General features: G+C 71.0%; 31 protein-coding genes. 30 read left to right on the top strand and 1 reads right to left on the bottom strand.

Going from position 1 to position 25,075, the window contains the following annotated elements; all coding sequences use genetic code 11:
• Positions 1 to 3: 3 nt before the first annotated feature.
• The 20 genes from ACFY4B_RS20160 (at position 4) to ACFY4B_RS20255 (ending at position 18,809) form a co-directional block, all read left to right on the top strand.
• Positions 4 to 1,665 (top strand): terminase, encoded by a 1,662-nt coding sequence (locus ACFY4B_RS20160; RefSeq protein WP_387969507.1) that lies wholly within the window; start codon positions 4 to 6, stop codon positions 1,663 to 1,665.
• Positions 1,665 to 3,128, top strand: a complete 1,464-nt coding sequence (locus ACFY4B_RS20165) for a phage portal protein (RefSeq protein ID WP_387969510.1) — start codon at positions 1,665 to 1,667, stop codon at positions 3,126 to 3,128. The genes ACFY4B_RS20160 and ACFY4B_RS20165 overlap by 1 nt, the downstream gene beginning before the upstream one ends.
• Positions 3,049 to 3,936 (top strand): hypothetical protein, encoded by an 888-nt coding sequence (locus tag ACFY4B_RS20170; RefSeq protein ID WP_387969513.1) that lies wholly within the window; start codon positions 3,049 to 3,051, stop codon positions 3,934 to 3,936. The genes ACFY4B_RS20165 and ACFY4B_RS20170 overlap by 80 nt, the downstream gene beginning before the upstream one ends.
• Before the next feature lie 8 nt (positions 3,937 to 3,944).
• Positions 3,945 to 4,436: a hypothetical protein gene (locus ACFY4B_RS20175; protein WP_387969516.1), complete on the top strand. Its 492-nt coding sequence runs from the start codon at positions 3,945 to 3,947 to the stop codon at positions 4,434 to 4,436.
• Between the two features lie 68 nt (positions 4,437 to 4,504).
• Positions 4,505 to 5,530, top strand: coding sequence for a P22 phage major capsid protein family protein (locus ACFY4B_RS20180; RefSeq protein WP_387969743.1), 1,026 nt, complete (start codon positions 4,505 to 4,507; stop codon positions 5,528 to 5,530).
• Between the two features lie 9 nt (positions 5,531 to 5,539).
• Positions 5,540 to 5,968, top strand: coding sequence for a hypothetical protein (locus ACFY4B_RS20185; protein WP_387969519.1), 429 nt, complete (start codon positions 5,540 to 5,542; stop codon positions 5,966 to 5,968).
• A complete protein-coding gene (locus ACFY4B_RS20190; RefSeq protein ID WP_387969522.1) occupies positions 5,965 to 6,348 on the top strand; it encodes a hypothetical protein in 384 nt (127 codons plus the stop codon). Before ACFY4B_RS20185 ends, ACFY4B_RS20190 begins: the two co-directional genes overlap by 4 nt.
• A complete protein-coding gene (locus tag ACFY4B_RS20195; protein ID WP_387969525.1) occupies positions 6,332 to 6,616 on the top strand; it encodes a DUF5403 family protein in 285 nt (94 codons plus the stop codon). Before ACFY4B_RS20190 ends, ACFY4B_RS20195 begins: the two co-directional genes overlap by 17 nt.
• The gene (locus ACFY4B_RS20200; protein ID WP_387969528.1) at positions 6,613 to 7,041 is read left to right on the top strand and encodes a hypothetical protein; all 429 of its coding nucleotides are present in this window, start codon (positions 6,613 to 6,615) and stop codon (positions 7,039 to 7,041) included. Before ACFY4B_RS20195 ends, ACFY4B_RS20200 begins: the two co-directional genes overlap by 4 nt.
• A 20-nt stretch (positions 7,042 to 7,061) precedes the next feature.
• Positions 7,062 to 7,661 (top strand): hypothetical protein, encoded by a 600-nt coding sequence (locus tag ACFY4B_RS20205; RefSeq protein ID WP_387969530.1) that lies wholly within the window; start codon positions 7,062 to 7,064, stop codon positions 7,659 to 7,661.
• A 585-nt stretch (positions 7,662 to 8,246) separates the two neighbouring features.
• Positions 8,247 to 8,588 (top strand): hypothetical protein, encoded by a 342-nt coding sequence (locus tag ACFY4B_RS20210; RefSeq protein ID WP_387969533.1) that lies wholly within the window; start codon positions 8,247 to 8,249, stop codon positions 8,586 to 8,588.
• The gene (locus ACFY4B_RS20215) at positions 8,549 to 9,088 is read left to right on the top strand and encodes a hypothetical protein (protein ID WP_387969536.1); all 540 of its coding nucleotides are present in this window, start codon (positions 8,549 to 8,551) and stop codon (positions 9,086 to 9,088) included. The genes ACFY4B_RS20210 and ACFY4B_RS20215 overlap by 40 nt, the downstream gene beginning before the upstream one ends.
• 11 nt (positions 9,089 to 9,099) lie before the next feature.
• Positions 9,100 to 11,406: a hypothetical protein gene (locus tag ACFY4B_RS20220; protein WP_387969539.1), complete on the top strand. Its 2,307-nt coding sequence runs from the start codon at positions 9,100 to 9,102 to the stop codon at positions 11,404 to 11,406.
• Positions 11,407 to 11,410: 4 nt separating this feature from the next.
• The gene (locus ACFY4B_RS20225; RefSeq protein WP_387969541.1) at positions 11,411 to 12,619 is read left to right on the top strand and encodes a phage distal tail protein; all 1,209 of its coding nucleotides are present in this window, start codon (positions 11,411 to 11,413) and stop codon (positions 12,617 to 12,619) included.
• A gap of 13 nt (positions 12,620 to 12,632) precedes the next feature.
• On the top strand, positions 12,633 to 13,781 hold the full coding sequence (locus ACFY4B_RS20230; RefSeq protein ID WP_387969544.1) for a hypothetical protein: 1,149 nt from the start codon (positions 12,633 to 12,635) through the stop codon (positions 13,779 to 13,781).
• On the top strand, positions 13,781 to 14,956 hold the full coding sequence (locus tag ACFY4B_RS20235; RefSeq protein ID WP_387969546.1) for a hypothetical protein: 1,176 nt from the start codon (positions 13,781 to 13,783) through the stop codon (positions 14,954 to 14,956). Before ACFY4B_RS20230 ends, ACFY4B_RS20235 begins: the two co-directional genes overlap by 1 nt.
• Complete coding sequence (locus ACFY4B_RS20240; RefSeq protein ID WP_387969549.1) at positions 14,953 to 15,474, top strand: hypothetical protein; 522 nt, start codon at positions 14,953 to 14,955, stop codon at positions 15,472 to 15,474. The genes ACFY4B_RS20235 and ACFY4B_RS20240 overlap by 4 nt, the downstream gene beginning before the upstream one ends.
• Positions 15,475 to 15,561: 87 nt before the next feature.
• Positions 15,562 to 17,418 (top strand): LysM peptidoglycan-binding domain-containing protein, encoded by a 1,857-nt coding sequence (locus ACFY4B_RS20245; protein WP_387969551.1) that lies wholly within the window; start codon positions 15,562 to 15,564, stop codon positions 17,416 to 17,418.
• 301 nt (positions 17,419 to 17,719) lie between these two features.
• Positions 17,720 to 17,986, top strand: coding sequence for a hypothetical protein (locus ACFY4B_RS20250; protein WP_387969554.1), 267 nt, complete (start codon positions 17,720 to 17,722; stop codon positions 17,984 to 17,986).
• A 127-nt stretch (positions 17,987 to 18,113) separates the two neighbouring features.
• Entirely contained in the window at positions 18,114 to 18,809 is a 696-nt protein-coding gene (locus ACFY4B_RS20255) for a hypothetical protein (protein ID WP_387969557.1), read from the top strand.
• A 71-nt stretch (positions 18,810 to 18,880) separates the two neighbouring features.
• Here ACFY4B_RS20255 and ACFY4B_RS20260 read toward each other — a convergent pair whose 3' ends face one another.
• On the bottom strand, positions 18,881 to 20,002 hold the full coding sequence (locus ACFY4B_RS20260; RefSeq protein WP_387969746.1) for an IS30 family transposase: 1,122 nt from the start codon (positions 20,000 to 20,002) through the stop codon (positions 18,881 to 18,883).
• Between the two features lie 229 nt (positions 20,003 to 20,231).
• On the opposite strand from ACFY4B_RS20260, the gene ACFY4B_RS20265 reads away from it, so the two are divergent.
• The 10 genes from ACFY4B_RS20265 to ACFY4B_RS20310 all read left to right on the top strand — a co-directional run bounded on the left by ACFY4B_RS20265 (position 20,232) and on the right by ACFY4B_RS20310 (position 25,067).
• Positions 20,232 to 20,786 (top strand): hypothetical protein, encoded by a 555-nt coding sequence (locus tag ACFY4B_RS20265; RefSeq protein WP_387969560.1) that lies wholly within the window; start codon positions 20,232 to 20,234, stop codon positions 20,784 to 20,786.
• The gene (locus ACFY4B_RS20270) at positions 20,783 to 20,980 is read left to right on the top strand and encodes a hypothetical protein (RefSeq protein WP_387969563.1); all 198 of its coding nucleotides are present in this window, start codon (positions 20,783 to 20,785) and stop codon (positions 20,978 to 20,980) included. The genes ACFY4B_RS20265 and ACFY4B_RS20270 overlap by 4 nt, the downstream gene beginning before the upstream one ends.
• A gap of 73 nt (positions 20,981 to 21,053) precedes the next feature.
• Positions 21,054 to 21,851 (top strand): hypothetical protein, encoded by a 798-nt coding sequence (locus ACFY4B_RS20275; protein WP_387969566.1) that lies wholly within the window; start codon positions 21,054 to 21,056, stop codon positions 21,849 to 21,851.
• Between the two features lie 134 nt (positions 21,852 to 21,985).
• Entirely contained in the window at positions 21,986 to 22,738 is a 753-nt protein-coding gene (locus tag ACFY4B_RS20280) for a hypothetical protein (RefSeq protein WP_387969569.1), read from the top strand.
• Positions 22,739 to 22,819: 81 nt separating this feature from the next.
• A complete protein-coding gene (locus ACFY4B_RS20285; RefSeq protein ID WP_387969572.1) occupies positions 22,820 to 23,374 on the top strand; it encodes a hypothetical protein in 555 nt (184 codons plus the stop codon).
• Positions 23,371 to 23,997: a hypothetical protein gene (locus tag ACFY4B_RS20290; protein WP_387969575.1), complete on the top strand. Its 627-nt coding sequence runs from the start codon at positions 23,371 to 23,373 to the stop codon at positions 23,995 to 23,997. The genes ACFY4B_RS20285 and ACFY4B_RS20290 overlap by 4 nt, the downstream gene beginning before the upstream one ends.
• Positions 23,998 to 24,095: 98 nt before the next feature.
• Complete coding sequence (locus tag ACFY4B_RS20295; RefSeq protein ID WP_387969578.1) at positions 24,096 to 24,314, top strand: hypothetical protein; 219 nt, start codon at positions 24,096 to 24,098, stop codon at positions 24,312 to 24,314.
• Positions 24,311 to 24,487: a hypothetical protein gene (locus ACFY4B_RS20300; protein ID WP_387969581.1), complete on the top strand. Its 177-nt coding sequence runs from the start codon at positions 24,311 to 24,313 to the stop codon at positions 24,485 to 24,487. Before ACFY4B_RS20295 ends, ACFY4B_RS20300 begins: the two co-directional genes overlap by 4 nt.
• On the top strand, positions 24,484 to 24,663 hold the full coding sequence (locus tag ACFY4B_RS20305) for a hypothetical protein (protein WP_387969584.1): 180 nt from the start codon (positions 24,484 to 24,486) through the stop codon (positions 24,661 to 24,663). Before ACFY4B_RS20300 ends, ACFY4B_RS20305 begins: the two co-directional genes overlap by 4 nt.
• The gene (locus tag ACFY4B_RS20310; RefSeq protein ID WP_387969587.1) at positions 24,663 to 25,067 is read left to right on the top strand and encodes a hypothetical protein; all 405 of its coding nucleotides are present in this window, start codon (positions 24,663 to 24,665) and stop codon (positions 25,065 to 25,067) included. Before ACFY4B_RS20305 ends, ACFY4B_RS20310 begins: the two co-directional genes overlap by 1 nt.
• The last annotated feature ends 8 nt before the right edge of the window (positions 25,068 to 25,075 follow it).

Here is a 25,075-nt window from a genome sequence, read left to right on the forward strand (position 1 = left end):
GAGGTGGCCGTCCTGACCATCACCTACGAGCCGCTCCGCACGATCCCGGACACCGTTCCTCACCCGCACCGCACGCTGGCGGGTGAGCTGCTGCGCTGGAGCGCCCGGGCGTTCCGGCCGGACTGGAAGTACACCCCGGAGCAGTGCCGCATCCTGGCGCGCTGGTACGAGCTGCGCGACGACGCCGTGCCCGAGGACCCGAACGACCCCGAGACCTGGGGCCGCGGATTCCGGCACGAGTCCGGCACCCTGCGCCGCCTGAAGGGCTGGGGCAAGGACCCGATGATGGCCTCCGTCTGCGCGATGGAGTTCGTCGGTCCGTGCCGCCTGGTGGGCTTCCGCGACGACGGTTCGCCGGTCGGCGGACCGCCGCAGGAGAGCTGGGTGCAGATCTTCGCGACGGCGGCCGGCCAGAACGTCAACACGATGTCGGCGCTGAGCACGATCTTCTCCCAGGCCGCGATCGACCGGTACGCGATCAAGCTCGGCCAAGAGGTCTGCTACGCCTCGCAGACCGACACCGACGGCCGGCAGTGCCGCCTGGAGGCCAAGGCCTCCTCCTTCCGCGCCGCGGAGGGCGGCAGGCCATCTCTGGCCCTGCTCAACGAAACGTGGCACTGGGTGGAAGCCACCCAGGGACCCCGCCTAGCGGCCACAATTCGCCCCAACGCCACCAAGGTTGGTGGGCGAACGATGGAGATCACCAACGCCCCGGTGATCGGCGAAGAGTCGGTCGCCGAGGGCACGTGGTACGCCTGGGAGAAGCAGCGCGACGGCGTCAACAGGGACGCGGGCATCTACTACGACTCGGTGGAGGCCCCTCCCGGGGTCGACCTCGCCGACGAGGACCAGCTGCGTGCCGCGATCCTGTGCGCCCGGGGCGACTCGGTCTGGATCAACCCCGAGCGGGTGATGAAGGACATCTGGTCGGCCAGCACGTCCGAGGACGAGTCCCGCCGGAAGTACCTCAACCAGCTCTCCAGCCACGATGACGCGCTGGTGGAGCGGGACACCTGGGACCTGGCCACGGTGGAGCCGGCCGACGGCATCAAGCCCGGCGAGCGGATCGTCCTGGCTTTCGACGGCGGCAAGACCGACGACTCGACTGCCCTGCTGGGCATGCGGGTTCGGGACCGGCTGGTGCAGCCGCTCGCGCTGTGGGAGAAGCCCGACGGCCCGGCCGGCAAGAACTGGGAAGTCGACGGGGCCGAGGTCAACGACATGGTCGACCACGTCTTCCAGAAGTACACCGTCGTCGCGTTCTTCGCCGACGTGAACGGTTGGGAGGGTCGCATCGCCGACTGGTCGGAGACCTACGGCAAGCACCTGCTGATCAAGGCGTCCGGGAAGTCGTCGGTCGGGTTCGACATGCGCGCCAACCAGCGCGAGATCACGGTCGAGCACATGGCGATGGTCGGTGCGATCGAGGCCCGGGCCCTGCCGCACGTGCGCGACTACTCGCTGACCCGGCACACCATGAACGCCCGCAAGCGCCCGAACAAGTTCGGCATCGGGTTCGGCAAGGAGTCCCGGGAGTCGAAGTTGAAGGTGGACCTCTACGCCACGATGGTGATCGCCTGGATCGCCCTTCGCCGCCTCATGGAGAGCGGCAAGCTCAAGCCCCCGAAGCAGCCCGGAACGCTACAGACCCGAGGAGGGTTCTGATGTCCCTCCCCGTCGTACTCCAGCGTGCCCGCCACGCGAAGGGAGTGATCGACCGCGACGCCGAGCGGCTGAACCTGGTCGACCGCTACGCCCGCGGCCTGCACCGCGCGCCGTGGATGCCGGCCAAGGCCAACGCGGAGTTCAAGGACCTCGTGAAGCGCTCGATCGTGAACGTCTCCGCCCTGGCGGTGGAGGCCCCGTTGAACGCCCTGCGCGTGCAGGGCTTCCGCAAGCCGGGCTCGGGCGAGAACGCGTACGAGTGGCGGTACTGGCAGAACAACCGGCTGGACGAGCGACAGAACGCCGTCCACCGCGCCGCGCTCACCAGCGGCGCGGCTTACGTGGTGGTCACCCCGGACCCGCGCAAGGGCCGCCGTGAGCCCTCGATCCGCGCATACGACGGGATCAACACCGTCGCCGTGTACACCGACCCGGCGTGGGACGAGTTCCCGGTGTACGCGCTGCACGTGCCCGAGCACCAGCCGGACGAGCAGCGCACGCTGGCCTGGCTGTGGGACGACGTGGGCCGGTACACCGTCGACCTGGAGGCCGAGCCGGAGGCCGCGGTGCTCGGCTTCGAGCCGCACGGCATGAACGTGTGCCCGGTGGTGCGCTTCTCCCCGGCCGTGGACCTCCGGGGCCGAACGAGGGGCCTGGTGGAACCCCTGATCACGCCGCAGGACCGCCTCAACCAGCAGACGCTGTCCCTGCTGCTCACCGAGCACTGGGGCGCCCACGCGATCCGCTTCGCCACCGGCCTCGCCCCCTCCGAGCGCCTGGACCCCGAGACCGGTGACCCGCTGCGCGATCCGGAGACCGGCGAGCCGGTGTACGACGTTCCCTCGCTGGACCCCTCCACTCTGCTGATGGCGCCCAACTCGGACGCGAAGTTCGGGCAGCTCCCCGCGATGCCGACCGGCGATCTGCTGGCCTCCCGCCGTCAGACGATCGAAGAGATCATGGGTCTGGCCGACGTGCCGCCGCACTACCTCGCCGGGTCGAACCTGGTGAACCTGAGCGCCGACGCCCTCGCAGCCGCGGAGACCAGCTTCAAGCGGTTCCTGTCCACGCTCCAGGACTCGCTGGGCGAGTCGTGGGAGTCGGTGTTCCGGCTGTGCGCGCTCGCGGCCGGCCGGGGCGAGATCGCCCAGGACGAGAGCCAGGTCGAGTGGGCCGAGAAGGCCACCCGCAGCCTCGCGCAGGCCGCCGACGCCATGGTCAAGCTGATGCAGCAGGGCGTCCCCCTGAGCGTCGCGCTGCGCAAGGTCCCCGGCTTCAGCCAGGCCGATATCGACGAGGCGGTGAAGGCCGCCGAGGAGGCCGCCCGCAAGGCGGAGCAGGCCGAAGCCGAGGCCCTGAAGCAGCAGAAGGAGGCGACGGCCGGTGGCGTGGATTCCAAGGTCCGCCGAGATCCTGCGGGCGGTGGCCGCGTACCAGCTCGCGCAGGAAGCGCTGGCCGGTAGGTTCGCGGCCCGCTGGGCGGAGGCCCTGGCCGCCGTCGAGGCCCGCGACGTCGCCAGCTCGCTGACCGAGCTCGAAGCCGAGTACGCAGCGGCGATCCGCGAATCCGCGGTGGCCTCCCGGGCGCTGTCGGTCGCCTTCTACCGGCTGGTCCGGGCGCTGGAGACCGGCCGTGTGATCGGAGGCCCCGGCTACCGCCCGGGTTCCTCGCTCGGCTCCCTGTGGGCCGACTTCAACAAGCTCACGGGCAAGCGGACCGGCTCCGGACCGTCGACGCCTCTGCCCGTGGACACCCGCAACCCCTTCCCCGCCGCCGACCTCAGCCGCGAGGCCGAGCGCGCCGCCGAGGCGTTCCGCCACCAGGTCGCCGACCGCGTCGCCCGGCACGAGCGCGAGCGCGCCGGCCGGGGCTCGGCCGCGCTGGACGACGCCGAGCTGATCGCCTGGGAGAAGGAGTTCCTGGAGTCGCTGCGCACCGGCAGCACGGGGGCGGGCGGGATGCTCGTCCAGGACGCCGGTCGGGACGCGATCCACGCCGCGCTGCAGGACGACCCCGGGGCGATCGGCTACTACCGCAAGACCGACGCGAACCCCTGCTACTTCTGCGCGCTCATGGCCTCGCGCGGCGCGGTCTACAAGTCGAAGCGCACGGCCGCGTTCGGCGCGCACCCGCACTGCCACTGCCAGGCCGTTCCGATCTTCTCCCGCCGCTACCAACTCCCCTCCGAGAACCACAGGTTCGCCCGGATGTGGAAGGACTTCGGGGGCGGCTCGCTGGCGGACTGGCGCACCTACTACACCAAGACCTAGGAGAGAGATTGTCCGAGCAGTCTGAGACCCCGACCCCGGCCGAGGCGATCCCCGGCGGCGTGGCCCACCCGGACACCCCGCCGGCTACCCCGGAGCCCGAGGCGGACCCGGCCGCGGAGGGCGGCGAGGAGAGCGCCGTCCCGAAGCCGGTGGAGCCGGACTACCGGGCGCTGTACGAGAAGATCCAGGCCGACCTGGACGCCACCCGCGAGCGCGGCCAGGAGGCCGGCGTCGAAGCGGACGAGCTGCGCGCCCAGGTGGCCCAGCTCCAGGAGCAGGCGCTTCGGGACCGGATCGCAGCCGAGTACGCCCTGCCGCCGGTCCTCGCCGCCCTCGTACAGGGCGGTGACGAGGCCGCCGTACGGGCGCACGCCGAGCAGCTGGCCGCCGTCGCCGCGCCGAAGCCGCTGCTGGGCGCGGGCGGGCTGACCCCGCACTCCGAGCCCGACCCGTACAAGGGCCTGGCCGATCGACTGCGCAAGCGCCGCTACGGCTTCTAACCCCCACCCGCACCGCATGAGGCCGTCCCGTCCCGGGGCGGCCTTCCGTCTTCCCGAGGAACAGCGCTATCTCTCTCAACAGCAACCGGGCCAACGCCTTCCAGAACCCCGACAAGCTCGTCCAGGCGGCTCTTGCCAACCTCAAGGACAGCGTCGTCCTGGCGGGCATGTTCGACCGCCGGGCCGCGTCCGAGTTCGTCAACGCCACCGGCCAGGTCATCAACATCCGCCGCCCCGCCCGCCTGAAGGGCGCGGAGGAGGCCATCGACGCCAAGCGCAAGTTCAACGACGCCTCCACCTGGATCCAGTCGGAGAACCTGAACGAGGGCCTGCTCACGGTCAAGCTCGACACCCACGCCTACTCCGCGGTGGACCTCTCCGACGCCGAACTCTCCCTTGACCTCCTGTCGTTCGGCGAGCAGGTCATGGTCCCGCAGATCGACTCCATCACCGAGCGCCTGGAGAACAAGGTCGCCTCCGCGATGACCGAGTTCCCCGAGGTCGCCACCGCCGCGAAGATCCCGGCCGACCTCACCAAGGCGGGCAGCGACGAGCAGGCCGGCCAGATGATCCGCAAGGCACTCGCCCGCCTGCGTGTCCAGCTCAACAAGGAGAACATCCCGAGCGAGGGCCGGACCGTCGTCCTGGGCTCCGAGGCCGCGTTCTACCTCCTCAACGACCCGAACATCCTCAAGGCCAACGAGCACGCCGACGGTGGCGCGGCCCTGAAGGAGAGCACCCTCGGGCGCATCCACGGCTTCCGCCTGGTGGAGTCCACGAACGACAAGCTCAACCCGCTGGGCGTCTACGCCTTCCACCGCTCCGCGATCCAGCTCGTCTCCGGCGCGCCGTCCGTCCCGGAGTCCGCGAAGGGCGGCCGGCAGAGCGCGGAGGGCTTCGCCCTGCGCTGGATCAAGGACTACAACTCCGGCGCGGCGATGGAGCGTTCCTTCCTCTCCTCCTACTGGGGCGCCACCCTGGTCACCGACCTGAAGAAGGGCGAGACCAACTGGCAGGACCCGAAGAACATCGTCAAGGTGCGCGGCGTCAAGGTCACGTTCACCGGCGAGCCGGCCGCCACCGCCGCGAAGTAAGGGGGCCGCGTGGCGCTCGATGTCGCCGACCTCTTCAAGCGCCTGGGAAAGCCCGCCCCCGAGCCCGGTACCCCGGACTGGGAGCGGGCGAGCGCCGCGCTGGAGGACGCCTTCTGGGTGATCGCCGCGACCGGCCACCCCGCCTGGTCGCCCGAGCGGCACCCTGCGGTGATCCGCACCCTGGCCCTGGCCGTCGCCGACCGCCGCTTCCGCAACCCCGAGGGGTACGTGCAGGAGCAGGCCGGCGAGGTCTCCTACCGTATGCCGGACGGCACGCCGATCGGCCTCGCCCTGACCCGGGGCGAGGTCGCCCTGATCGAGCGGACGGCAGGCCGCGGTGGTCTGCGCTCCGTGCAGGCCCGCCGCGAGGTCGCCTCGCGCGGGATGCGCGCGGGCTACCCGTTCCCGGACCCCGAGGACTCCTGGGGTGCGGCGTGAGCCTGCTGGAACGCGGCCGTACCCGCGTGACCGTCCACACCGTGGTCATGGTCGATGACGGCTACGGCGACCGTCGGCCGGCACCCGGGCCGAGCACCACGTACTCGGCGTGGGTCGCCCCGGTCGGCGACGCCGCAGGTTGGCGGGCCCCGGTCGGTGCTCAGGTCGGCTGGTCCCCGCCGATCCGCCGCAAGATCGTCTTCCCGCCGGGCACGGTGATCGACAAGTGGTCCGCCGTCTCCTTCGAAGACCCCGGCGACCCCGGGACCCGCTGGGCCGTGGTGGACGCCCCGCGTGCCCACCACGGCGCTTCCGACCGGATGCGGTTCGTGACCGTGATCGTGGAAGGCGGTGGCCAGAGTGGTGGAGATCCGTCCTGACCTCGACTCCGTGATCGCCGGGCTCCCCGGGGTGATGGGCGCGCTCAAGTTGGAGGCGGAGGAGCGCAAGGCCCGTGTCGTCGCGAAGGCCGCGTTGCACATCGAGACCGGCGAGTTCATTGCCGGGCTGAAGGTGAAGCGGCATGCCAAGGGCTACTCCATCGTCAACGAAGACCCGCTGGCCGCCCACAAGAACTGGGGCGGCTGGAACGAGCGTGCCGGACGCCCCGTGGACGGCATCCACGCGATGGAGGCCGCCCTGTGGTGACCCCCGAGCCGTACCTGATGCCCGACTCCGAGCGGATCGTCCTGGACGCCCTGCGCACCGCCCTGCCCGGCGTCCGCTGCGCGGTCTACCTGCCCACCGACTGGCAGCTCACCCTGCGCGAGGCCGGCGGCCTGGTGATCGCCCGCCGCGTCGGCGGGACGATGAAGGACAAACGCTTCATCGACGAGGGCATGTTCACCGTCCAGGCCTACGCCACCTCGCGTGCGGACGCCTCCCTGCTCGCCCGCCGCGCCCGCGCCGGCCTGGTCCGCCTGACCTTCGAGCAGTTCGGCAACGCCGACGGCCATCTGTCCCGGTTCCGGGAGGCGACGGGGCCGTTCATGACCACCGACCCGATGACCGAGGCGCAACCCGACTTCTACCGGTTCTCGGCCAACTACATGATCGCTACAAGGCCCCGCTGACGGGCCGGAAAGGAGTCAGCATGGCTGCTGACGACGCCCCGGTCCTGGTACCGGGCACCGGATACATCTACGTCGCCCCGCCGGGCACCGCGCTGCCCGACCTCAAGCCGGGCTTCGACCCGAAGGACTCGACCAAGTGGGGCCCCGAGGGCCTGACCTGGAAGTCCATCGGCAACACCTCGCTCGACAACGGCATCGAGATGTCGGTCGACGGCGACGAGCCCGAGGTACTGGGGTCCTGGCAGAACAAGAGCCTGAAGACCACCGACCCCGGCAAGACCTACGCCGTGACGATCAACCTCAGCGACTTCACCGCGGAGTCCTACAAGCTGTACTACGGCACCGACAAGGGCCTGGACTCCAAGGGCCTGTTCTCGATTCCGACCAGCCCCACCGCGCAGAATCGCGCACTGATGATCGCGGCCGTGGACGGTGCGAAGTGCGTCGCCTGGCACTACCCGAAGACGTCGATCATCGGCGCGGACTCCGTGACCATGGACCCCGCCGCGCTCGGCGAGATGCCGGTTAAGGCCACCGTCGTGGCCCTCAACCAGAGCACGCCGCTCGGCAGCGTCACCCCCGTGTTCGACCTGGCCGCCGGCCTTCAACCCGCTGCCTGATCTTTCTCGTGAGCTAGTGGCGGCTGTGGCGGTCCCTGGCCCTTTCGCAGCTCTGCCTGGACCTTGCGGATCGCTCGAATCGAGATGATCGCATCCTCGCTCAGAGACGGAATCCAGCGCCTTAGCACCACGCGGAGGACGGTAACCACCGCAGCGGCACCGAGGACGACAGGCGCCAGCCAGCCAGGAACCTGCACTACAACTCCCTTGATCTGGCGGCAGATCGGGAGTTGACCTGTTTTTGGGCAGGCTCGACCCGACCTACCGCAAGCGGTAGGCGAATCGAGACCTGCCGGTGCAGGTTCTCGTACGGACGTTGAAGATCATCTCCAACGTCTAGGTGCAGCACTGTTGGGCTGCGCCTCTCTTCGAGTGCAGGGCTCTCCTCGACCGCCGGTCGAGGCATCACTCGCATGCGCCTGGAAGCAAGCCCCGAGCGCACCGGCACTCGGGGGGAAATAGCACACGAGATGAATCGGATGCATTCCCAACATCCGATGCCTGAAGGGCGACGACACAAATGCCCCTCGGCAGGATTCTCGTAACTCTAAGTAAGTTTTGTCAAACCGCCTGGAGGCATCCCTCTTGACCACCCTGGACTTCGCCGACCTCAAGGCCGAAGCCGATCGCACGCACGCAGGCAAGGGCCTGAAGTTCATCGCCGCCAGCGGCAAGAAGGTCCGCCTGCGCCGGATCGAGGCGCTGCCCGGCGGTGACCTGAAGGCGGCGCTTGCGCTGCTGGACGTCGTGCAGTCCGATAAGGTCTCCAACGAGCGCCGCATCGACGCGATGTCCGGTCTGCTGGTCGCGGTCGCCTCCGACAAGAAGGCGATGCGGGAGTCCGTGGACGCGCTGCCGCTGCCGGAGCAGATGAAGATCCTTGAGCGGTGGATGGAGGAGGCCGCGCCGGGGGAAGCCGCGGCCTGATCAGGCTGCTGGACGAGCACGGCGCGGAGGTCACCGCCGACCTTCGCCGCTTCTGCGGCGTGGACGTCCTGGACTGGTTCCGGGGCCGGCACTCCGCGCGCTTCGTCCTCGCCCTGATCGGGACCCTTCCCGACGACTCGGCGACGCTGGCCGCCCTGCGCGGTGGCCGTGAGGCACTGGGCTGGGATGCCAAGGCGTACGTGCTCGCGGACCTGGTGGACGCCGTGCAGGCGCTCACCCACGTCCAGGTCGCCAAGGCGTCGAAGAACCCGCGCACGGTCGAGAAGCCGTCGCCGTACCCGCGCCCGTACGCCAAGAAGTCCCGCCGGCCGACCGGTACCAGTCCCTTCGCCGCCGCGCTCCAGCGTGAGGTCGGAGAGGGCGGCGGCTCCGTGCTCGCCGAACCAACTTCCCCCCTTGCAGAAACGATCCGTCTCCCGGCGGCTGTGCTCGCGCGCTCCACCGCGCCGGTCCGGCCCGCGCCGGTCCGACTCACGTAGGAGGTGAGCCTGTGGCCGGTCCCGGCGGTAAGGAGGCCGGGCGCGTCCATGTGCGCGTCCTGCCGGACACCGACGGCTTCCGGGACCGCTTGAAGCGGTACCTGGAGATGCTGGAGAAGTACACCAAGCTCTCCGTCAAGCTCGATCTTGACACCACGGGCGTGAACGCCCGGTTGCGGGAGCTGACCCATGACCGCCAGGTCCGGGTCAACGTCGTCGCCGACACCGGCGAGGCCGCCGCCCGGATCGCCGCGCTCACCCGGGAGCGACGAGCGCGGATCTCGGCCGACGCTGACACCGCGCCGGCCGAGGCCCGGCTGCGGGCGTTCACCGGCCGCCGCTGGCGGCTGGGGGTCAACGTCCACCTCGCGAGGGGTGGGTTCGACCGGATCAAGTCCGGCCTGCGGGACATCGGTTCGGGGGCCGCGGAGGTCGCCCGGTCCTTCGGCCGGCTGTTCACGCTCAGCATCGAGCAGACGGCCTCCGCCCTCCAGGGCATCGGGTCGGGCATCACCTCGGCCGCCCAGGGCGCCCTGGGCATGGCGGCCGGGTTCGCCCAGTCGCTCGCGGCGGCGCTGCCGCTGCTGGTGGCGGTCACCGCCATCGCCTCCTGGGTGACGGTCGTCGCCTCCGGGCTGATCGCCGTCCTGGCGCTGGCCGCGCTGCCGGTCCTGCCGATCGGCTTGGCCGCGATCGCGGCGGCCGGCGACATGAAGACCCTCGGCGACAACGCCGAGGAGGCGATGCAGAAGGCGTCGGCGGCGCTGAAGCCCGCGACGGCGCTGATGCGCTCCGAGTTCGGGGGCGCGCTTCGCGACATCACAGGCTGGTTCAAGCAGGCCGAGCCGGTCCTGAAGTCGTTCTTCGACTCGGGGGCGCAGTTCGTACGTCCCATGGTGAAGTCGATCCTGGACTTCACCGACGTCCTCTTCCCCAAGCTCACCGAGGCGATGAACTCGGCGGGGATGAAGGCGTTCACCGACGCCCTCCCGGCCGCGCTCGTCGGCATCGGGGCCAGCCTCGGCGACTTCTTCCTCGTCCTGGCCAACGGGGGTGACCGGCTCAAGGCGCTGCTGCCCCCGCTGAACGGGCTGCTCGACGTCTTCCTCCAGGGGATCGCCTCCCTGGCGGTCCAGTTCTCGCCCGAGATCGCCGCGTCGATCTCGTGGTTCGCGGGCAGCCTCCAGCAGTTCTTCCAGGTCTTCAAGGACAACGCCCAGGCCACGGCCGCGATGATGCGGCTGGTCGACCTGGGCTTGCGCGCCCTGGTCGTCGGCTTCGACATCACCATGACCGCCTGGAACGCCCTGGCGGTCGCCGCCGTTGCCGCCTGGCACGCCGTCCAGACGGCGTGGGACGGGCTGACGGCCGCCACCTCCGCGGCCTGGTCCGCGGTGACCTCGTGGACGGCCTCGGCCTGGGCGTCGGTGACGTCCACCGTGTCGTCGGCGGCCAGCGCCGTGGGCTCGGCCGTGTCGTCGGCCTGGTCCGCGGTGACCTCCTGGACGGCCTCCGCGTGGTCGTCCGTGACGTCCGCCGTGTCCTCGGCGGCGTCCTCCGTGGCCTCCGCCGTCTCGACCGCGTGGAACAACGTCTCGTCGTGGACGTCGTCCGCGTGGAACTCCGTGACGTCGTGGACCTCGTCCGCCTGGGCGTCCGTGACGTCCACCGTGTCGTCGCGGGTCTCGGCCGTGGGCAGCGCCGTCTCGTCGGGCTGGAACAACGTCCAGTCGTGGACGTCGTCCGCTTGGAACGCCTGCTACAACGCCGTCACCTCCGCCTGGTCGAACATCGCCAGCGGCGTGTCCAACGGCATCGGCACGGTCGTCTCGTACGTCTCCAGCCTGCCGGGCAAGATCCTCTCCGCGATCGGCGACCTGGGCTCGCTGCTGTTCGACAAGGGCAAGTCGGCGATCCAGGGCTTGGTCAACGGCATGAAGTCGATCTCCGTGTCCGGCGTCGTCTCCAGCATCGTCGGCTCGCTCAACCCGTTCAAGGCCAGCATGCCCGCCGCCCCGGCTGCCGCACCGCGTTCCCTGATGGCCGCTCCGGTCATGGCGTTCGCCGCGATGCCGGCCGCCGCGTACGCGAGCCCGCTGGAGCAGGCCCTTCGCCCCGTCGCCACCGGCCTTCGCTCGCTCGACTCCTACGGCTACGGCCAGCGCGCCGCCGCCGGCCTGCGCCACTCGGAGCCCGCGTCCAAGGACGCCGGCCGGGCGCGCTACGGCGCACAGATCACCGTCAACGCCCGCACCAACGCGGACCCCCACGAGATCGGCAAGGCCATCGCGTGGGAGCTGAAGACCTCCGGGAGGTAGCTGCTTGGGGGCTCTCTCCCCACCCTTCATCGGCGACGTCACCGCCCACACCGCCCGCGTCTTCTTCACGAAGACGCCGGGCGCGTGGACGGACGTCGAGACCACCAACACCGCCACGGGCAAGGCGCACTACGACGCCGAAGACCCCCAGTGGCCGGGCACAGCCCTCGTCGGCGACGAAGGCCCGCTCGGCGACGACCCGCCCCTGGAACCGGACACCGAGTACCGGGTCCGCTACCACTGCACCGGCACCGACCTGGACGCCTGGTCCGAGCCAGCCGTCTTCCGGACCCTTCCGGATCTGCCCGCGCCGCAGCTTCCAGACGTAGGTCCCCAGCCCAGTGCCCACAACCCCTACACCGGCCAGCCGTGGACAGCGACGTGGGGCGGGCTGCTGCTCGGCGAGGACTCCACGGTCGTCCTGGAGGAGGTGGCCGGCCTCCTGGACGCCCCCGACGTCCGCAGCTCGGACGCCGAACTGCTTCAGCGCGACGGCCTCACCCCGGGCACCGACTACATGGGAGCGCGCACCGTCACGCTGACCATGCTGGCCCTGGACGACCACGAACTCCCCGACCTGCTGGCCGCGTTCGCCCCCGGCGGGCCGGAGCGGCCGTTCGCCTTCGCGTTCCCGGGGGTGGCCGGCGGGAGGGCGCGGATCATGGCTCGGGTACGCAAGCGCGCCGTCACCGTGGACCGCGAGTTCCACGCCGGTCGCCGCCGCGTCACCGTCGAACTCCTCGCCACCGACCCCCGGCTGTACTCGGCCGACGAGGCGACCGCGACCGTGGCGGTGGCCGCCCCGCGCGAGGGTAGGCCGATCTTCCCGCTGACGTTCCCGTTCGACATGGGCACAGGTCCCGCCGTCCGGGCCGCACCGGACATCACCAACACCGGGTCGGTCGACACCTGGCCCGTCGTCCGCCTCACCCCGCGCGCCGGGGAGGTGCGCGACCCGTCGCTGACCCTCGTCCACAACGGCGAACGCAAGCGCTTCGCGCTTCGTGGACTGCGGGTCGGCCGCGGTGACGCCCTGGTGGTCGACATGGGCCGCCGCCGCATCACCCTCAACGGCGCTTCGCGCTTCGGGCAGGTCGACCCGACCTCCACCTGGTTCTCCGTCCCGCCCGGGGCGAGCACCGTCCAACTCGACGTACTCGAAGGCCCCGACGGGGTCACGGCGGATGTGCAGTGGCGCTCCGCCTGGATGTAAGGACCCCTCACTCTTGGCCGCTGAACTCCGCGCCCCGCTGTTCGTCCAGCAGGGCCGCTACGACGCGCTCGATCTGCGCACGATGATCGGCGGGACCCGGGGCGCCCACGTCGGCGTCGCCGGGCCCACCGCCCTGCTGGTCGAGAAGGTCGACAACCCCACCCCGCGCGTCAGCGTGGCGGCCGGCTCGGTGTGGCTGCCCGACGACGTGGCCGTCTCCCACAAGGGTGCGGTGCACTTCGCGAACCTTGACACCTCCGTGCAGCTCCAGTGCTCCACCCCGAAGCCCGGCGAGGCCGCGCGAACCGACCTGGTGGTGGCCTTCGCCGATCCGGACTCCGTTCCCGCCGGGCCGCTGCTGATGGACATCCGCACCACCGCGGACCAGTACATGCAGCCCGTCTCCTACGCCGCAGACGGCACCCCCTACGCCACCGCCACCTCCGGCGCGCAGGTGACCAAGGAGGGCGCCAAGGGCTGGTCCATCGCGGTGCTGGCCGAGTCCACCCCCGGGGCGAGGGACTGGCAGGTGCCGTCCAACTCGGTGCGCCTCGCGCTGGTGAGTATCGCGCAGACCGGAATCACCGGCATCGAGGACCAGCGCTTCGTCGTCGCCGGGCAGCTCGACACCACCCCGCTTCGCCACCTGCGCACGGCCGGCGCCCAGGGCATCGCCCAGGTTGCTGCCGGGGCTCCGGCGGGCTCTCTGGTCTACGACTCGGTCACCACCGCCCTGCACAAGGTCACCGGCCCCGGCACCACCGCCCCCGTGCTGCCCGGTGCGGTCCGCCTGGACGCCTCGTACCAGGCCGGGGACGGGGCGTGGGGCACGCTGGCGTGGCACCAGTTCACGGCCCCCGCCGCCCCCTACCCGCGCCTGGTCACCGTCTCGTTCGAGGTCAGCTATCGAGGCGACTTCGGCGAGGGCTGGATCACGCCCGTGGTCGCCGGACACGGCGAGCGCCGTCGCGCGGGCCGCCCGCAGTTCGTGAGGGCCGGCGACGCCCACGACGCCCGGGGCAGCGCCACCGTCCGAGTGCCGGCCGGGACCCCGCTCAACGTCTCCACCATGGTCTTCACCGACAACTCGGACAACAACAACGTCCGGCTCACCACCGCGTGGACGTCCTACGCCGAAGCCGTCGTCGTCCAGGCGGCCTGATGACGGACGACAACGGCTACCGCGTGATCCTCTCCGAGTTCAAGGGCGGCGCTCTGCTCGCCGAGCTGCCCGTCTCGGCCCTGAACTACCGCTCCATCCTCAACGCCCCCGGCTCCGCGAGCCTCACCGTGCCGCTGGCCGCCGAACCCCTCGCCGGACTCGACTGGTCACTGATCTCGCCGTGGCGGATCACCGCCCACGTCCAGCGCGGCTCCCGCGTCCTGTGGGGCGGCCCGCTGCTGACCTGGAACGTCGACCTGGCCGCCGAGGAGATGACGCTCGACTGCGTCGGCCTGTGGGAGTACTACCGCAGGAACACGATCAACCTCGGCTACTCCACCGGCACGGTGCCCCGCGAACAGACCACCATCGCACGCGAGTTGATCCAGCAATTCGCCGACAACCCCTCGCCGGTCGCCCCCGGCGAGTACGGCTACTGGGGCAGCAACGGCCCCGGCGCGCTCACCTTCGGCCCCGACCTGGACACCATGAAGCGCGAACGCACCTACGACTGGTTCGCGTGGAAGAGCGTCGGTGAGGCCGTCGAACAGCTCGGCGCGGTCATCAAGGGATTCGACTTCCGCCTCGACTTCGCCTGGGACCTGGACGCCCGCGTGATCCGCAACCACTTCCGCTTCCTCTACCCGGCCGGAGGCCAGGACACCGGCATCGTCCTGGAGCACGGGGCGAACTGCACCGTCACCAGCGTCACCAGCGACGGCGACCAGATGTGCACCGAGACCGGCGTCAACGGCGCGGGCGAAGGCTGGAGCCAGCTCAAAAGCTGGTGGTACAACGGCCAGCTCGAAACCGAGGGCGGCCGCCGCATCCCGCGCCTCGCGTCCATCGCTACGAACAACTCGGTCGTGCGGGTCGAGACCCTGACCGCGCAGGCCGAACGCATGATCGCCGTCGGCGCTTTCCCGATCGTCGTCCCCGAGGTCACCCTGCACCCGGGCGGCGAGTACTCCGCCGCCGAGCTGCGTGTCGGCCACAAGATCCGCGTGCGTGCCCGCACCGCGAAGTGGCCCGGCATCGACGCGGAGTACGTGATCCAGGAGATCAACACCAAGGTCACCCGGACCGGTGAGGAGACCACCCTCGCCCTCGTCCCCGTCACGATCTTCGAGCGCGTGGACGACTGGGTGAAGGGCGAACTGGAGGCCGCCGCGTGACCGCCTACGGCCGCCCCACCCTCGCCGACTCCTTCCAGGGCATCGACACCCGCCTGTCCGCGATGGAACGCACCGCCAGCGCGCTGGGCGCGGTCCTGCCCATGACCCCCTACCGCCCCGGCCTGGACGTCGCCACCACCTGGCGCGCCGCTGCCACCATCCCCACCGCAGGCATCGCCCACCCCGTCCTACGCCTGGACTGCCGCGTCTCCAGCCGCACCGGCGCGAACGTCTGGCTGCGGCTGTTCGACGTCGACCGGGCCCGCGCGGTCACCGCGGAGTGGCAGTACACCGGCGGCGCGCTCAACAACGGCTGGGTCCGCCTGGACTGGGTGCTGCCGATGGGCGGAGGCCAGCCCGGCGAGTGGCAGCGCGTCCTCCTCCAGACCCGCACCGACACCGAAGGCGGAGGCACTGTCGACCCCGGCGTCGCCATGGCCCTCCCGTTCAACCAGGCCCCCGGCGCGACCGAAGCCGGCACCTGGACCCCCGTCCCCATCCCACCCGGCTACGCCTGAGCCACAGCTGCAACCCGCGCAGCGGCCCCGCCCGAACTCCCGGGCGGGGCTTCCCTGTTGAAAGGACCGCCTATCTCCCGCGAAGCAGTGATCACCGAGGCCCTGAAGTGGGCCGACCAGAACTACCGGGGCGGCCTCTCCCCGAACGGGCGCTACTACGACACCCCCTTCGGCCGCTGGTACGGGCTGAACCACGAGCCCTTCTGCGACATGTTCGTCTCCTGGTGCGCCGACAAGGGCGGCGAGGCCACAGCCGTCGGCAAGTTCGCCTACTGCCCCAGCCACGTCCAGGCGTTCCGCAACAAGAGCCAGTGGTTCGGCCGCGACGCCGCGTTCAAGCGCGGCGACATCGTCTTCTTCTCCTGGGACGGCGGCCCGACCGCCGACCACGTCGGCATCGTCCTGGAGGACTCCGCCCCGGGGCAGCAGGTCAAGACCGTCGAAGGCAACACCGCCCGCAGCTCCGGCGCGGGCCAGGGCTCCGGCGGCTGCGTCGTGCGCAAGACCCGCCCCCGCTCGGTCGTGCTCGGCGTCGGCCGCCCCGCCTACTCCACCAGCGGCAGCACCGGCACCACCGCCCCGTCGACCGGCCAAGCCGTCACCATCGACGGCAAGCTCTACGGCCCCGGCGCACGCGGCGAGCACATCACCACCATGGGCCGCGCCCTGGTGCGCGCGGGCTGCTCCCGCTACAGCCAGGGCCCCGGCCCGGTGTGGGGCGGCGCGGACACCGAGAGCTTCCGCGCCTGGCAGCTCAAGCTCGGCGACGGCGGCGCGGACGCTGACGGCATCCCCGGCCCGAGGCAGCTCGCCCGACTCCTCGCCGAGTTCGGCCCGGTCACCGAACCGCTGCCGACCGTCCCGCCCCGGCCGGCCACCCGCACGATCACCGTGCGCCGGGGCATGACCCTGGGCGGCATCGCCGTCGCCGTGGGTACCACCGTGGCCGGTCTGCTCTCCCTCAACCCCCAGATCGAGAACCCGGACCGGATCACCGAGGGCCAGCAGCTCACTGTCCCCGCCGCGTCGGCCTCGCCGACCACTGCCCCGGCGGCCTCCGCATCGGAGCCGAGCGAGACCCAGGCCCCCGTCGAGCCCGGGCCGGCCGAGACGCCGCAGCCCGCTCCGAGCCCGGACCCGCTGCCCACCCCGGCCCCGGGCGCGACCACCCACACCGTCGCCCCCGGCGACACCCTGTCCGCCATCGCCGTCCGCTACGGCGTCGGCCTGGACGCCGTGGTCAACGCCAACCCGCAGCTCGGCGACCCCGACCGGATCGAGGCCGGCCAGGTCGTCAGCCTGCCCACCGCGACCGCAACGGCCACCGCCCCGCCGCTCCACACCGTCACGGCGGGCGACACCCTGTGGGACGTCGCCGCGTGCTACCGGGTCACCCTGGAAGCCCTGGTCGCCGCCAACGCGGCCACCGTCGCGAACCCGGACCTGATCTACCCCGGCCAGGACATCGTGATCCCCGACGGCTCCGCCCCCGTCCCGCGCCCGGCCTCACCGAAGACCCCGGCCGTGAAGGCGCCCAAGGCCGAGTCGAAGGCCGAGCCGGCGGCCCCGTCCCCGGCTGCCGAGGAAGCTCCGGCCGCGTCGAGCACCGGCTACTCGGACGACCTGGCCGGGTGGATCGAACAGGCCCGGGACATCCTGCGCGCGAACGGCGACCTGGTCCCCAGCGCGGCGGCCATCGAGCACCGCGCCATGGTCGAGTCCGGCGGCAACCCGCTCGCCGAGAACCACTGGGATTCGAACGAGGCCCGATACGGCGGCACGTTCGGCCTCCTCCAGACCATCCGCCCGACCTTCGACACCTACTCGTTGCCCGGCCACCGCAACATCCTCAACCCCGTCGACTCGATCATCGCCGGAGTCCGCTACGCCAACGCGACCTACGGCTCGTTCGAGGCGATCGCCTGGAACGTAGGGGGGTACTGATCACTACCGACGAACATCTCGGCGGGGTACACATCGGTCCCCGTGAGATCTACGACACCCTGGTCGAGGTCCGAGAAGACGTCCGCTCGCTCGCCCAGAGCAGCGACGCCGTCGACCAGACCCTCCGCGACCACGAAGACCGCGTCCGCGCCCTGGAGCGCTGGCGCTACGGCGTCGTCGCCTCCGGACTCGCCGGAGGCACCGCACTGATCACCGACGTCGTCGCACGCCTGAAGGGCTGAGCACCATCGAAGACCTGAAGAGCTGGATCACCGAGAACCCCGTGAAGGCGCGGTCGGCCGTGGCCGCAGCGCTCACTGCGCTCGGCACCGTCGTGCCCGCGCTCGCCGGGATCGAGACCAACGAAGGCGTCGTCGGCCTGCTGCTGATCATCGTCACGATGGCCGCCGGCCACTCCGCGGGCAAGCACGTCGTGACCACCGCGACCGACGCCGCCAACTCCGAGGCCGCCCGCGCCGAAGCGCTCGCCGAGTGCTGCTCGTGCCCCCACGCGGACCCCGCTCCCGTCGCCCCACCGCAGGACGACGGCATGAAGAGCAAGCGGTGAACCCCGGGCCCCGGCTCGTCTTCGGACGGGCTGGGGCCATTTCCTCGTTCCGGGGAAGGGCGTGGTGGAATGGACGCCGGGTTCCGTTGGTTGCACAACGGTCCCCGTCCCGAGTCGAGAGGAACCCATGCCCCCGAAGAAGCCGACCGCGCCCGCCTGGCTGGAGTTCCCTGGCGCGCAGGAGATCATGGACCGGGCGGTGCCACTCGTAGGCCCCGCGCGCGAGAGCCGTGACTTCGGCCCGCTCGCCGAGGTGGTGTTCGAGACAGCTCTGCTGTTCACCAACGCCGAGGGCCGCCCGGATCTTCGCCGTGAGAGCTACGCCGCACGACAGTGGATGTCCACCCTTCTGGACACCGCCGGAGTGAAGGCCCCGCCAATGTCCTCTCCCGAGGTCCGCGCGGCAGTCAAGAAGGACCGCGACAGCGTCCTCCAGGGCGTCCGGGGTGCGCTCTCCCCTGTGCGCGTCCAATACGTCCTCTCTCTCGGGCCGGAAGGCCTCGCACGCCAGTTCCCGGGGCTGATGTCCTCCGACGAGGTCTTCGAGTACTACAAGATCATCCCGAAGGCGCAGCGGGAGGTTCGGATCGATCGGTACAACCGCCGGACGTCCCTCCAGAAGCTCGGTGCGCTGCTGTCTGACGAGGCGCCGGCCATCGCGCCGGCCGATGGTCCGGACGTGATCCATGCACTCCACCGGCTCGCCACGGCGCTGACCGGTGCTCTGTTCGACGGCGCGGATGCCGGGGAAAAGGACCGGCTCCGCCAGGAACTCAACGAGACGCGGGCTGCCCTGCTCGCGTTGGAGCAGGTTCTGAGCTGACCGCCCGCCGTCGAGGCCCCGTCTTCCCGTCGGCGGTTTCTAGGGGTCGTTGCAACACGTGGTCGTGTTGATCAGGCTGCGATGAGTTTATGCAGGCGCTCGGCTGGGGTTTCCCAGCCGAGCGTTTTGCGTGGGCGGCGGTTGAGCTGGTCGGCGACGAACACGAGGTGTTCGGGGCTGTGGAGGGCGAGGTCGGTGCCCTTGGGGAAGTACTGGCGGAGCAGGCCGTTGGTGTTCTCGTTGCTGCCGCGTTGCCAGGGGCTGGCCGGGTCGCAGAAGTAGACCGGGATGTCGGTGGCGAGGGTGAAGTCGACGTGTCGGGCCATCTCGGCGCCCTGGTCCCAGGTCAGCGACCGCTTCAGGTGGGCGGGCAGGGTCTGGACGGTCTCGACGAGGGCGTCGCGCACGTGCTCGGCGGTGCGGCCGTTCGGCAGGTGCAGGAGCATGACGTAGCGGGTGTGGCGTTCGACCAGGGTGCCGATGGCGGAGGCGTTGTCCTTGCCGATGATCAGGTCGCCTTCCCAGTGGCCGGGCACGGCCCGGTCGTCCACCTCGGCGGGGCGCTCGCTGATCATGACCATCGGGTCGGAGAAGCGGGGCCGGCGGCAGTCGGCCTGGCGTTGGGGCTTGCGGCGGGCGCGTCCGCTTCGCAAGGCGCCGGCCAGTTCACGTCGGAGTTCTCCGCGGCCTTGGACGTAAAGGGCCTGGTAGACGGTTTCGTGGACCACGTGCATCTCCGGACGGTCGGGAAAGGTTCTGCGCAGGACCTGGCAGATCTGCTCCGGGCTCCACCGCTCGTCCAGGCCCGCCTGGATCGCGTCCCGCAGCTCGGGGTTCTGGCTGATCTTCCCGGGTTTCGGGCGGGGCCGGCGGTCGTCGGCGCGCGCCTGGGCCGCGAACGGACGGTACTGGCCGTTCTCGGGATGGCGGTTGCGGCGGATCTCCCGGCTGACCGTGGACGGGCTGCGGCCCAGCTCGGCGGCGATCGCCCGGACCGTGGCCTTCTCCCGCAGCCGGTCGGCGATGTAGACGCGGTCGTCCTCGCGCAGGTAGCGGGACACGCCACAAGGCGGCAGCACCGGTCTGACCGGTGCTGCCGCCTTGGAACGGCCGGAAGGGTTCCGGCCGTTACGCCATCGCTTTCCCGTGCGGAGGTTGATACCGACCGCACGGGCGGCTTCCGCGTAGCTCACACCCTGCTTCACGAGCTGGAAGTATGCCTCCCGCTCACGCGTGAGCCGCCTGGCTCCCTGGGCCACCGTCCGGCCCTTGCGAATCTCGAAGGTCATTGCACTCCCCAGCTGGGGTGTTGCAACGATCCCTAGAACTCAAGGTCTTCGGGAGGGCGGGGCCTTTTCGCGTTCCCGCACCGTGTTAACCACCCCTGCTCAACCTCGGTGACCACGGAGAAAGGAAGCACGGATGCACGGTGTAGCCCTGATCGGCCGGGCGCGGTCCGGGAAGGACACGGCGGCCGGCGTGCTGGCCGAGTACGGGTTCGTCCGGCTCGCGCTGGCCGACCCGTTGAAGGTGATGGCGTACCACATCGACCCGATGGTGGGCACCGAGCTGCTGGGCGTGGACGCCGCGGCACCGCTGTATCTGGCCGACGCGGTGGACCGCTACGGCTGGGAACGGGTGAAGGACGAGTTCCCGCAGGCCCGCCGCTTCTTGCAGCGCCTCGGGACCGAGGGCGTCCGCCGACACGTCGCCGAGGACTTCTGGATCACCCGGTGCGTGAAGGCCGCCGCCGCGTCGCAGCGGCCGGTCGTCGTCACCGACGTGCGCTTCGACAACGAGGTGGCCGTCCTGCGGGAGGCGGGCTTCACGGTCTGGTTCATCGACCGGGGCGCCCCCGACGGCGACCACCCCAGCGAACAGCTCGGCCCTGAGCACGCCGACCAGGTGATCGCCAACACCGGCTCCCTCGCCGACTTCCACACCCGAATCCGCGAAGCCCTGGAGGCCACCACATGACCCTGCGCGACCGCTACGACGCGATCGACCGTACCGCAACCGCCATCGAGAACGTCGTCTTCGTCTACACCCCCGTTCCGGACGTGCTGACCGAGGACGAGCGCGAGGCCGACGAGCAGGCTGCGAACGCCCGCGTCCGGGCAGAGGTGTCCGCGTTCTTGGAGACCCTGCCCTCGCTCGCCGCCGCAGCCTGACCGCCGCCCGCCCTTCGGCCCGCCCCCGCCGGGGGCGGGCCTTTCCCATGCCCCGCCACAGAGAAGAGAGCCCATGTCCGAAGGCGTCCGCACGATCCACCAGAAGGGCTCGCGTTACTACGTCCACCCCGAGTCGGGCGACCTCGCCCCCTCGGTGACGAGCATCCTGAACATGGAGGCCAAGCCCTTCCTCCAGACCTGGGCGGCCGGCATGGCCGCCGAGGCCGCGGTGACCGACCTGGAGGTGGTCCAGCGCATCGCCAGCAGGGACCGGCAGGCCGCCGTCGACTTCCTCAAGTTCGCGGCGAAGAGGTACACCAAGCTGCGCGCCGACGTCGGCTCTCTGGTTCACGACTACTTCGAGCTGCGCCTGCGCGGTGAAGAGGTGCCCTACCCGCACCACGACGTCGAGCCGTACGTCCCGCACATCGAGGCATGGCTCGACCGCTACCAGCCCGAGCTGCTGTTCGCGGAGGACGTGGCCTGGTCGCGCGAGCACGAGTACGCCGGGTCGTTCGACTTCATGGTGAAGATCAACGGCAAGACGGTCCTGGGCGACCTGAAGACCGCCAAGTCGGTCTACACCTCCGTGGCCGCGCAGCTCGCGGCCTATGCCCACGCGGACGACCTGATCACCGTGGACCGCAAGATCCAGCCGTTCCCGAAGGTCGACGCCGGAGCGGTGCTGCACATCACCCCGGCCCGCGCCGAGTTCCGCCCGGTCAAGATCGACCGCGACGTCTTCGACCGGTTCCTCACCCTGCGCCGCCGCTTCACCGACGACCGCGCCTCGGACGCCGGGATCATCGGCCGCGTCGCCTGGGCCAACGAAGCCGGCCGCCAGACCGGCACCGCCCGCCGCGCCGCCTGACCCGGGTTGTTAACCACCCCGCTTCAACCCCCATGAGCACGGAGAGCGGGACGGTGTTAACCGCCCCGGCTCACCTCTCGTGAACCCGGGGGCCGACCGACCGGCGGTCCCGCCTCCCGACAGAACGGATGCCCTTGAGCGACGCACTCGACAACATCTTCAACAGCGACCCCGAGCTGGCCGAGCGCGCGGAGCGCGCCGAGGCGAACTCCCGCCCGGACCTGGCCGGCGTCTTCCGCAACTACGAGGCGGCCCCCGACGGCGGCTTCCCGATCGCCCAGCACCAGTGGATGGTGACCACCGCACTGCCGGCCACCGCCGAGGCCGTGGCCGAGCTGCTGGGCGGCGAGCCGTACGAGCGGGACACCGAGGCAGAGGACGCCATGGCGGTCAAGACGAACGCCGACCGGGTGGAGGCCGTCATCGACGGCCCCGAGGCCGTGAAGCTGGACTTCAAGCAGTGGGTGAACGGCAAGCTGGCGCACCACTGCGACACCCGTGTCTTCCTGTCGCCGCCGGAGGACGTCGGCGTGCCGTGCCGCTGCCCCGGCACCATCGCCGAGCTGAAGGACCGCGCGAAGGCGGAGCGGGGCCCCAAGCCCAGCATCGAGATCGACTTCACGCTGCCCCACGCCATGGAGCTGGGCCGCTTCCGCTACAAGTCCTCGGGCTGGTCGATGATCGCCGACCTGCCCGCGCTGAAGGGCGCGCTGGCCCGCTCGGGCGGCCCGTCGCTGGTCCACCTGATCAACGAGCGCGTCCAGTACGTGAGCAAGGCGGGCCGGGACGTGGACTACCAGAAGCTCACCGCCAAGGTGATCAAGCCCTACGAGCTGGCGCTCACCGACACCCCGGCCATGGCCATCGAGGAGGAGCCGCCGTTCTAACCGGCGCTCCACCCAGCACCACCAGCGGGACCGGTCCTTCGGGGCCGGTCCCGCCCCTGTTTTCCCTGGAGAGAGAAACCCATGTACCCCTGCACCGCCACCACCGCGGTCCTGCCGCCCGCCGACCACCACCGCCACCGCATGCCGTGGGAACTCTCGGAGACACGCCGTCTTGGCGACCTGTGCGCCCAGGGCGTGCGCTGGAGCGAGATCGCCCGGCTGCTGGGCCGCACCGAGGCCGCGGTGAAGGCCCAGGCGAAGAAGTCCGTCGCCGCCGAGATCCGCCCGGCCGCCGCGATCACGCTGATGGCGGACATGCCCCCCGCCCGTATGCGTCGGGACGAGCTGCTGAAGCAGCGGGAGCGCACCGGCCTGACCTTCGAGCAGCTGGCCGCGCGCGCCGGAATCCTCTCCGGCCCCGGCATCCTCTACGTCGTCGCGGCGGGCAGGAACCAGCTGGCATCGCGCTACACCAACGCGATTCGCGACCTGCCCGACGCCCGACGCCCCGCCCGGGTACCGGCCCCCGCACCGGCCGTGACACAGCTCGCCCCGGGCTTCGTGAACGTCGCCGTGCCGGAGCACATAGCTGCCGCGATCCAGGTGATCGTCCACGCGATGGGAGCCCACCCGTGAGCACGTGGGAGAAGGACGCCGAACTGTTCGGCAAGGCAGGAAACAAGGCGTTCCTCGCGATGCTCGCCGCACGATGCGTGGAATCCGGAACCGGGCAAGGGGCCCGCGGACCTCGGCCAGAAATGGCCAAGGTCAGCGCCCGAGAATTCGCCAAGGCCGCAGGCAAGGTACACACCACGGTCGCCAAATACCTCTCGACGTGGGACCTGCTCGCCGAGGCGGGGCACGTCCCGCCGCGCGAGGAGCTGGCCCCGGGCGTGGACGTGGATCTTCCGGCCGCGAAGACGTGGACGGAGTTCTACCGCAAGGCGAACCCGCCGAAGCCGAAGGCCGGGAAGCCGGGCGACATCACGCTGGAGCAGGCCGAGGCCGAACTGGCCGCCGACCCCACGGTGCGGCTGCTGCCGGTGCCGCAGGGTCGGCACGTCGGCACCTTCCTCATGAGGATGTTCGACGCCACGGCGGACATCGGTGACCGCGTCCCCGATCCCGTCGCGGACGCGGTGACGCGCCTGGTCGAGTCGCTGGAGTCCCTGAGCAACCCCGACGAGACGAACCACGCCTACTTGCGGAGCATGGCCGCCGTCACCGATCTGGCGGCGGCCCTGGGCACCGCGCGATGAGAAAGGCCCCCGTGCACCACCCCACCCCCACCGGGCCGGTTCCGGCCCGCCTCGTCAACCCCCTTCCGGATGTCGACCGGGCGCAGGAGATCATGCGCATGGCGTTCCGTGAGTCGCCCCGGCCGCCGTCGGCCGGCACCCGCAACTCGCAGGCGAAGCTCACCGAGCGCAAGGTCTACGCGATCCGGCGCGCGGCCGACCTGGGCGCCGGCCTCGCCGCGCTCGCGGAGGCGTTCGGCATCTCCGAGCGCGCCTGCCGCCACATCGCGCGGCGGACCTCCTGGGCGCATCTGCCCGAGGAGGGGACGGCCCGTTGACCGACTACTCCACCCCGCTGTGGAAGGTCCCGCCCGAGCAGCGGCGGGCCTTCCTGCACGGCCGGGCACGTGCGCTCGCCGCCGACGGCGCGTCCGCCGCCCGGGTGCTGCGGGCCTCCGACTCGGCCCACGTCGCCGACTTCCGCGAACCCCGTGACCAGGAGGACATGTGACCTACCGCATCGGTCCGGGCATCGCCCCGGCGATCGGCGACCTCTACACGGCCGGGCCCGGCGACACGATCGTGTTCCTGCACGACGCCCGCCAGCGCCCCGACTGGCTGCGCTACTGGCAGGCCGCGGCGGTCGCCGTCTTCCGGGGCGCGGCCCTGACGGTGGTGAGCGCTTAGTGCCCAACCGCGCGAAGGCGAAGGGCACCGCCTGGGAATCCGCGGTGGCCGACTACCTGAACGAACAGCTCGGCCAGTACCGGCCGGACTGGAAGGACGGCGACCGCTCCGTTCGCTGGAAGGACCCGTTGGACCCGGACAACGTCCGCCGCAACGTCCAGGAGGGCGCGGCGGACATCGGCGACCTGAACGTCCGCCCGTTCTGTGGCGAGAACAAGGCCGAGAAGTCATACGACCTCGCCGCCTACGTCCGCCAGGCCGAGGCCGAGGCGAAGAACGCCGGCCTGCCCTTCGGGGTCGCCTACGTGAAGCGGCCCCGGGCCCGGACCGAGGACGGGTACGCCGTCACGTCCATCCGCACGCACGCGGCGATCGTCAAGGCCCTGCGGGAGGCCGGTTACTAGAGAGAGGA

Origin of the sequence: Kitasatospora sp. NPDC001261 (genome assembly GCF_042896795.1) — a bacterium.
Lineage (GTDB): Bacteria > Actinomycetota > Actinomycetes > Streptomycetales > Streptomycetaceae > Kitasatospora.

Bases quoted from the DNA above. Each gene is read 5' to 3' on its own strand.
- ACFY4B_RS20165 (WP_387969510.1), top strand. From the start codon at position 1,665: ATGTCCCTCCCCGTCGTACTCCAGCGTGCCCGCCACGCGAAGGGAGTG.
- ACFY4B_RS20205 (WP_387969530.1), top strand. From the start codon at position 7,062: ATGGCTGCTGACGACGCCCCGGTCCTGGTACCGGGCACCGGATACATC.
- ACFY4B_RS20235 (WP_387969546.1), top strand. From the start codon at position 13,781: ATGACGGACGACAACGGCTACCGCGTGATCCTCTCCGAGTTCAAGGGC.
- ACFY4B_RS20255 (WP_387969557.1), top strand. From the start codon at position 18,114: ATGCCCCCGAAGAAGCCGACCGCGCCCGCCTGGCTGGAGTTCCCTGGC.
- ACFY4B_RS20265 (WP_387969560.1), top strand. From the start codon at position 20,232: ATGCACGGTGTAGCCCTGATCGGCCGGGCGCGGTCCGGGAAGGACACG.
- ACFY4B_RS20270 (WP_387969563.1), top strand. From the start codon at position 20,783: ATGACCCTGCGCGACCGCTACGACGCGATCGACCGTACCGCAACCGCC.
- ACFY4B_RS20275 (WP_387969566.1), top strand. From the start codon at position 21,054: ATGTCCGAAGGCGTCCGCACGATCCACCAGAAGGGCTCGCGTTACTAC.
- ACFY4B_RS20285 (WP_387969572.1), top strand. From the start codon at position 22,820: ATGTACCCCTGCACCGCCACCACCGCGGTCCTGCCGCCCGCCGACCAC.
- ACFY4B_RS20295 (WP_387969578.1), top strand. From the start codon at position 24,096: ATGGCGTTCCGTGAGTCGCCCCGGCCGCCGTCGGCCGGCACCCGCAAC.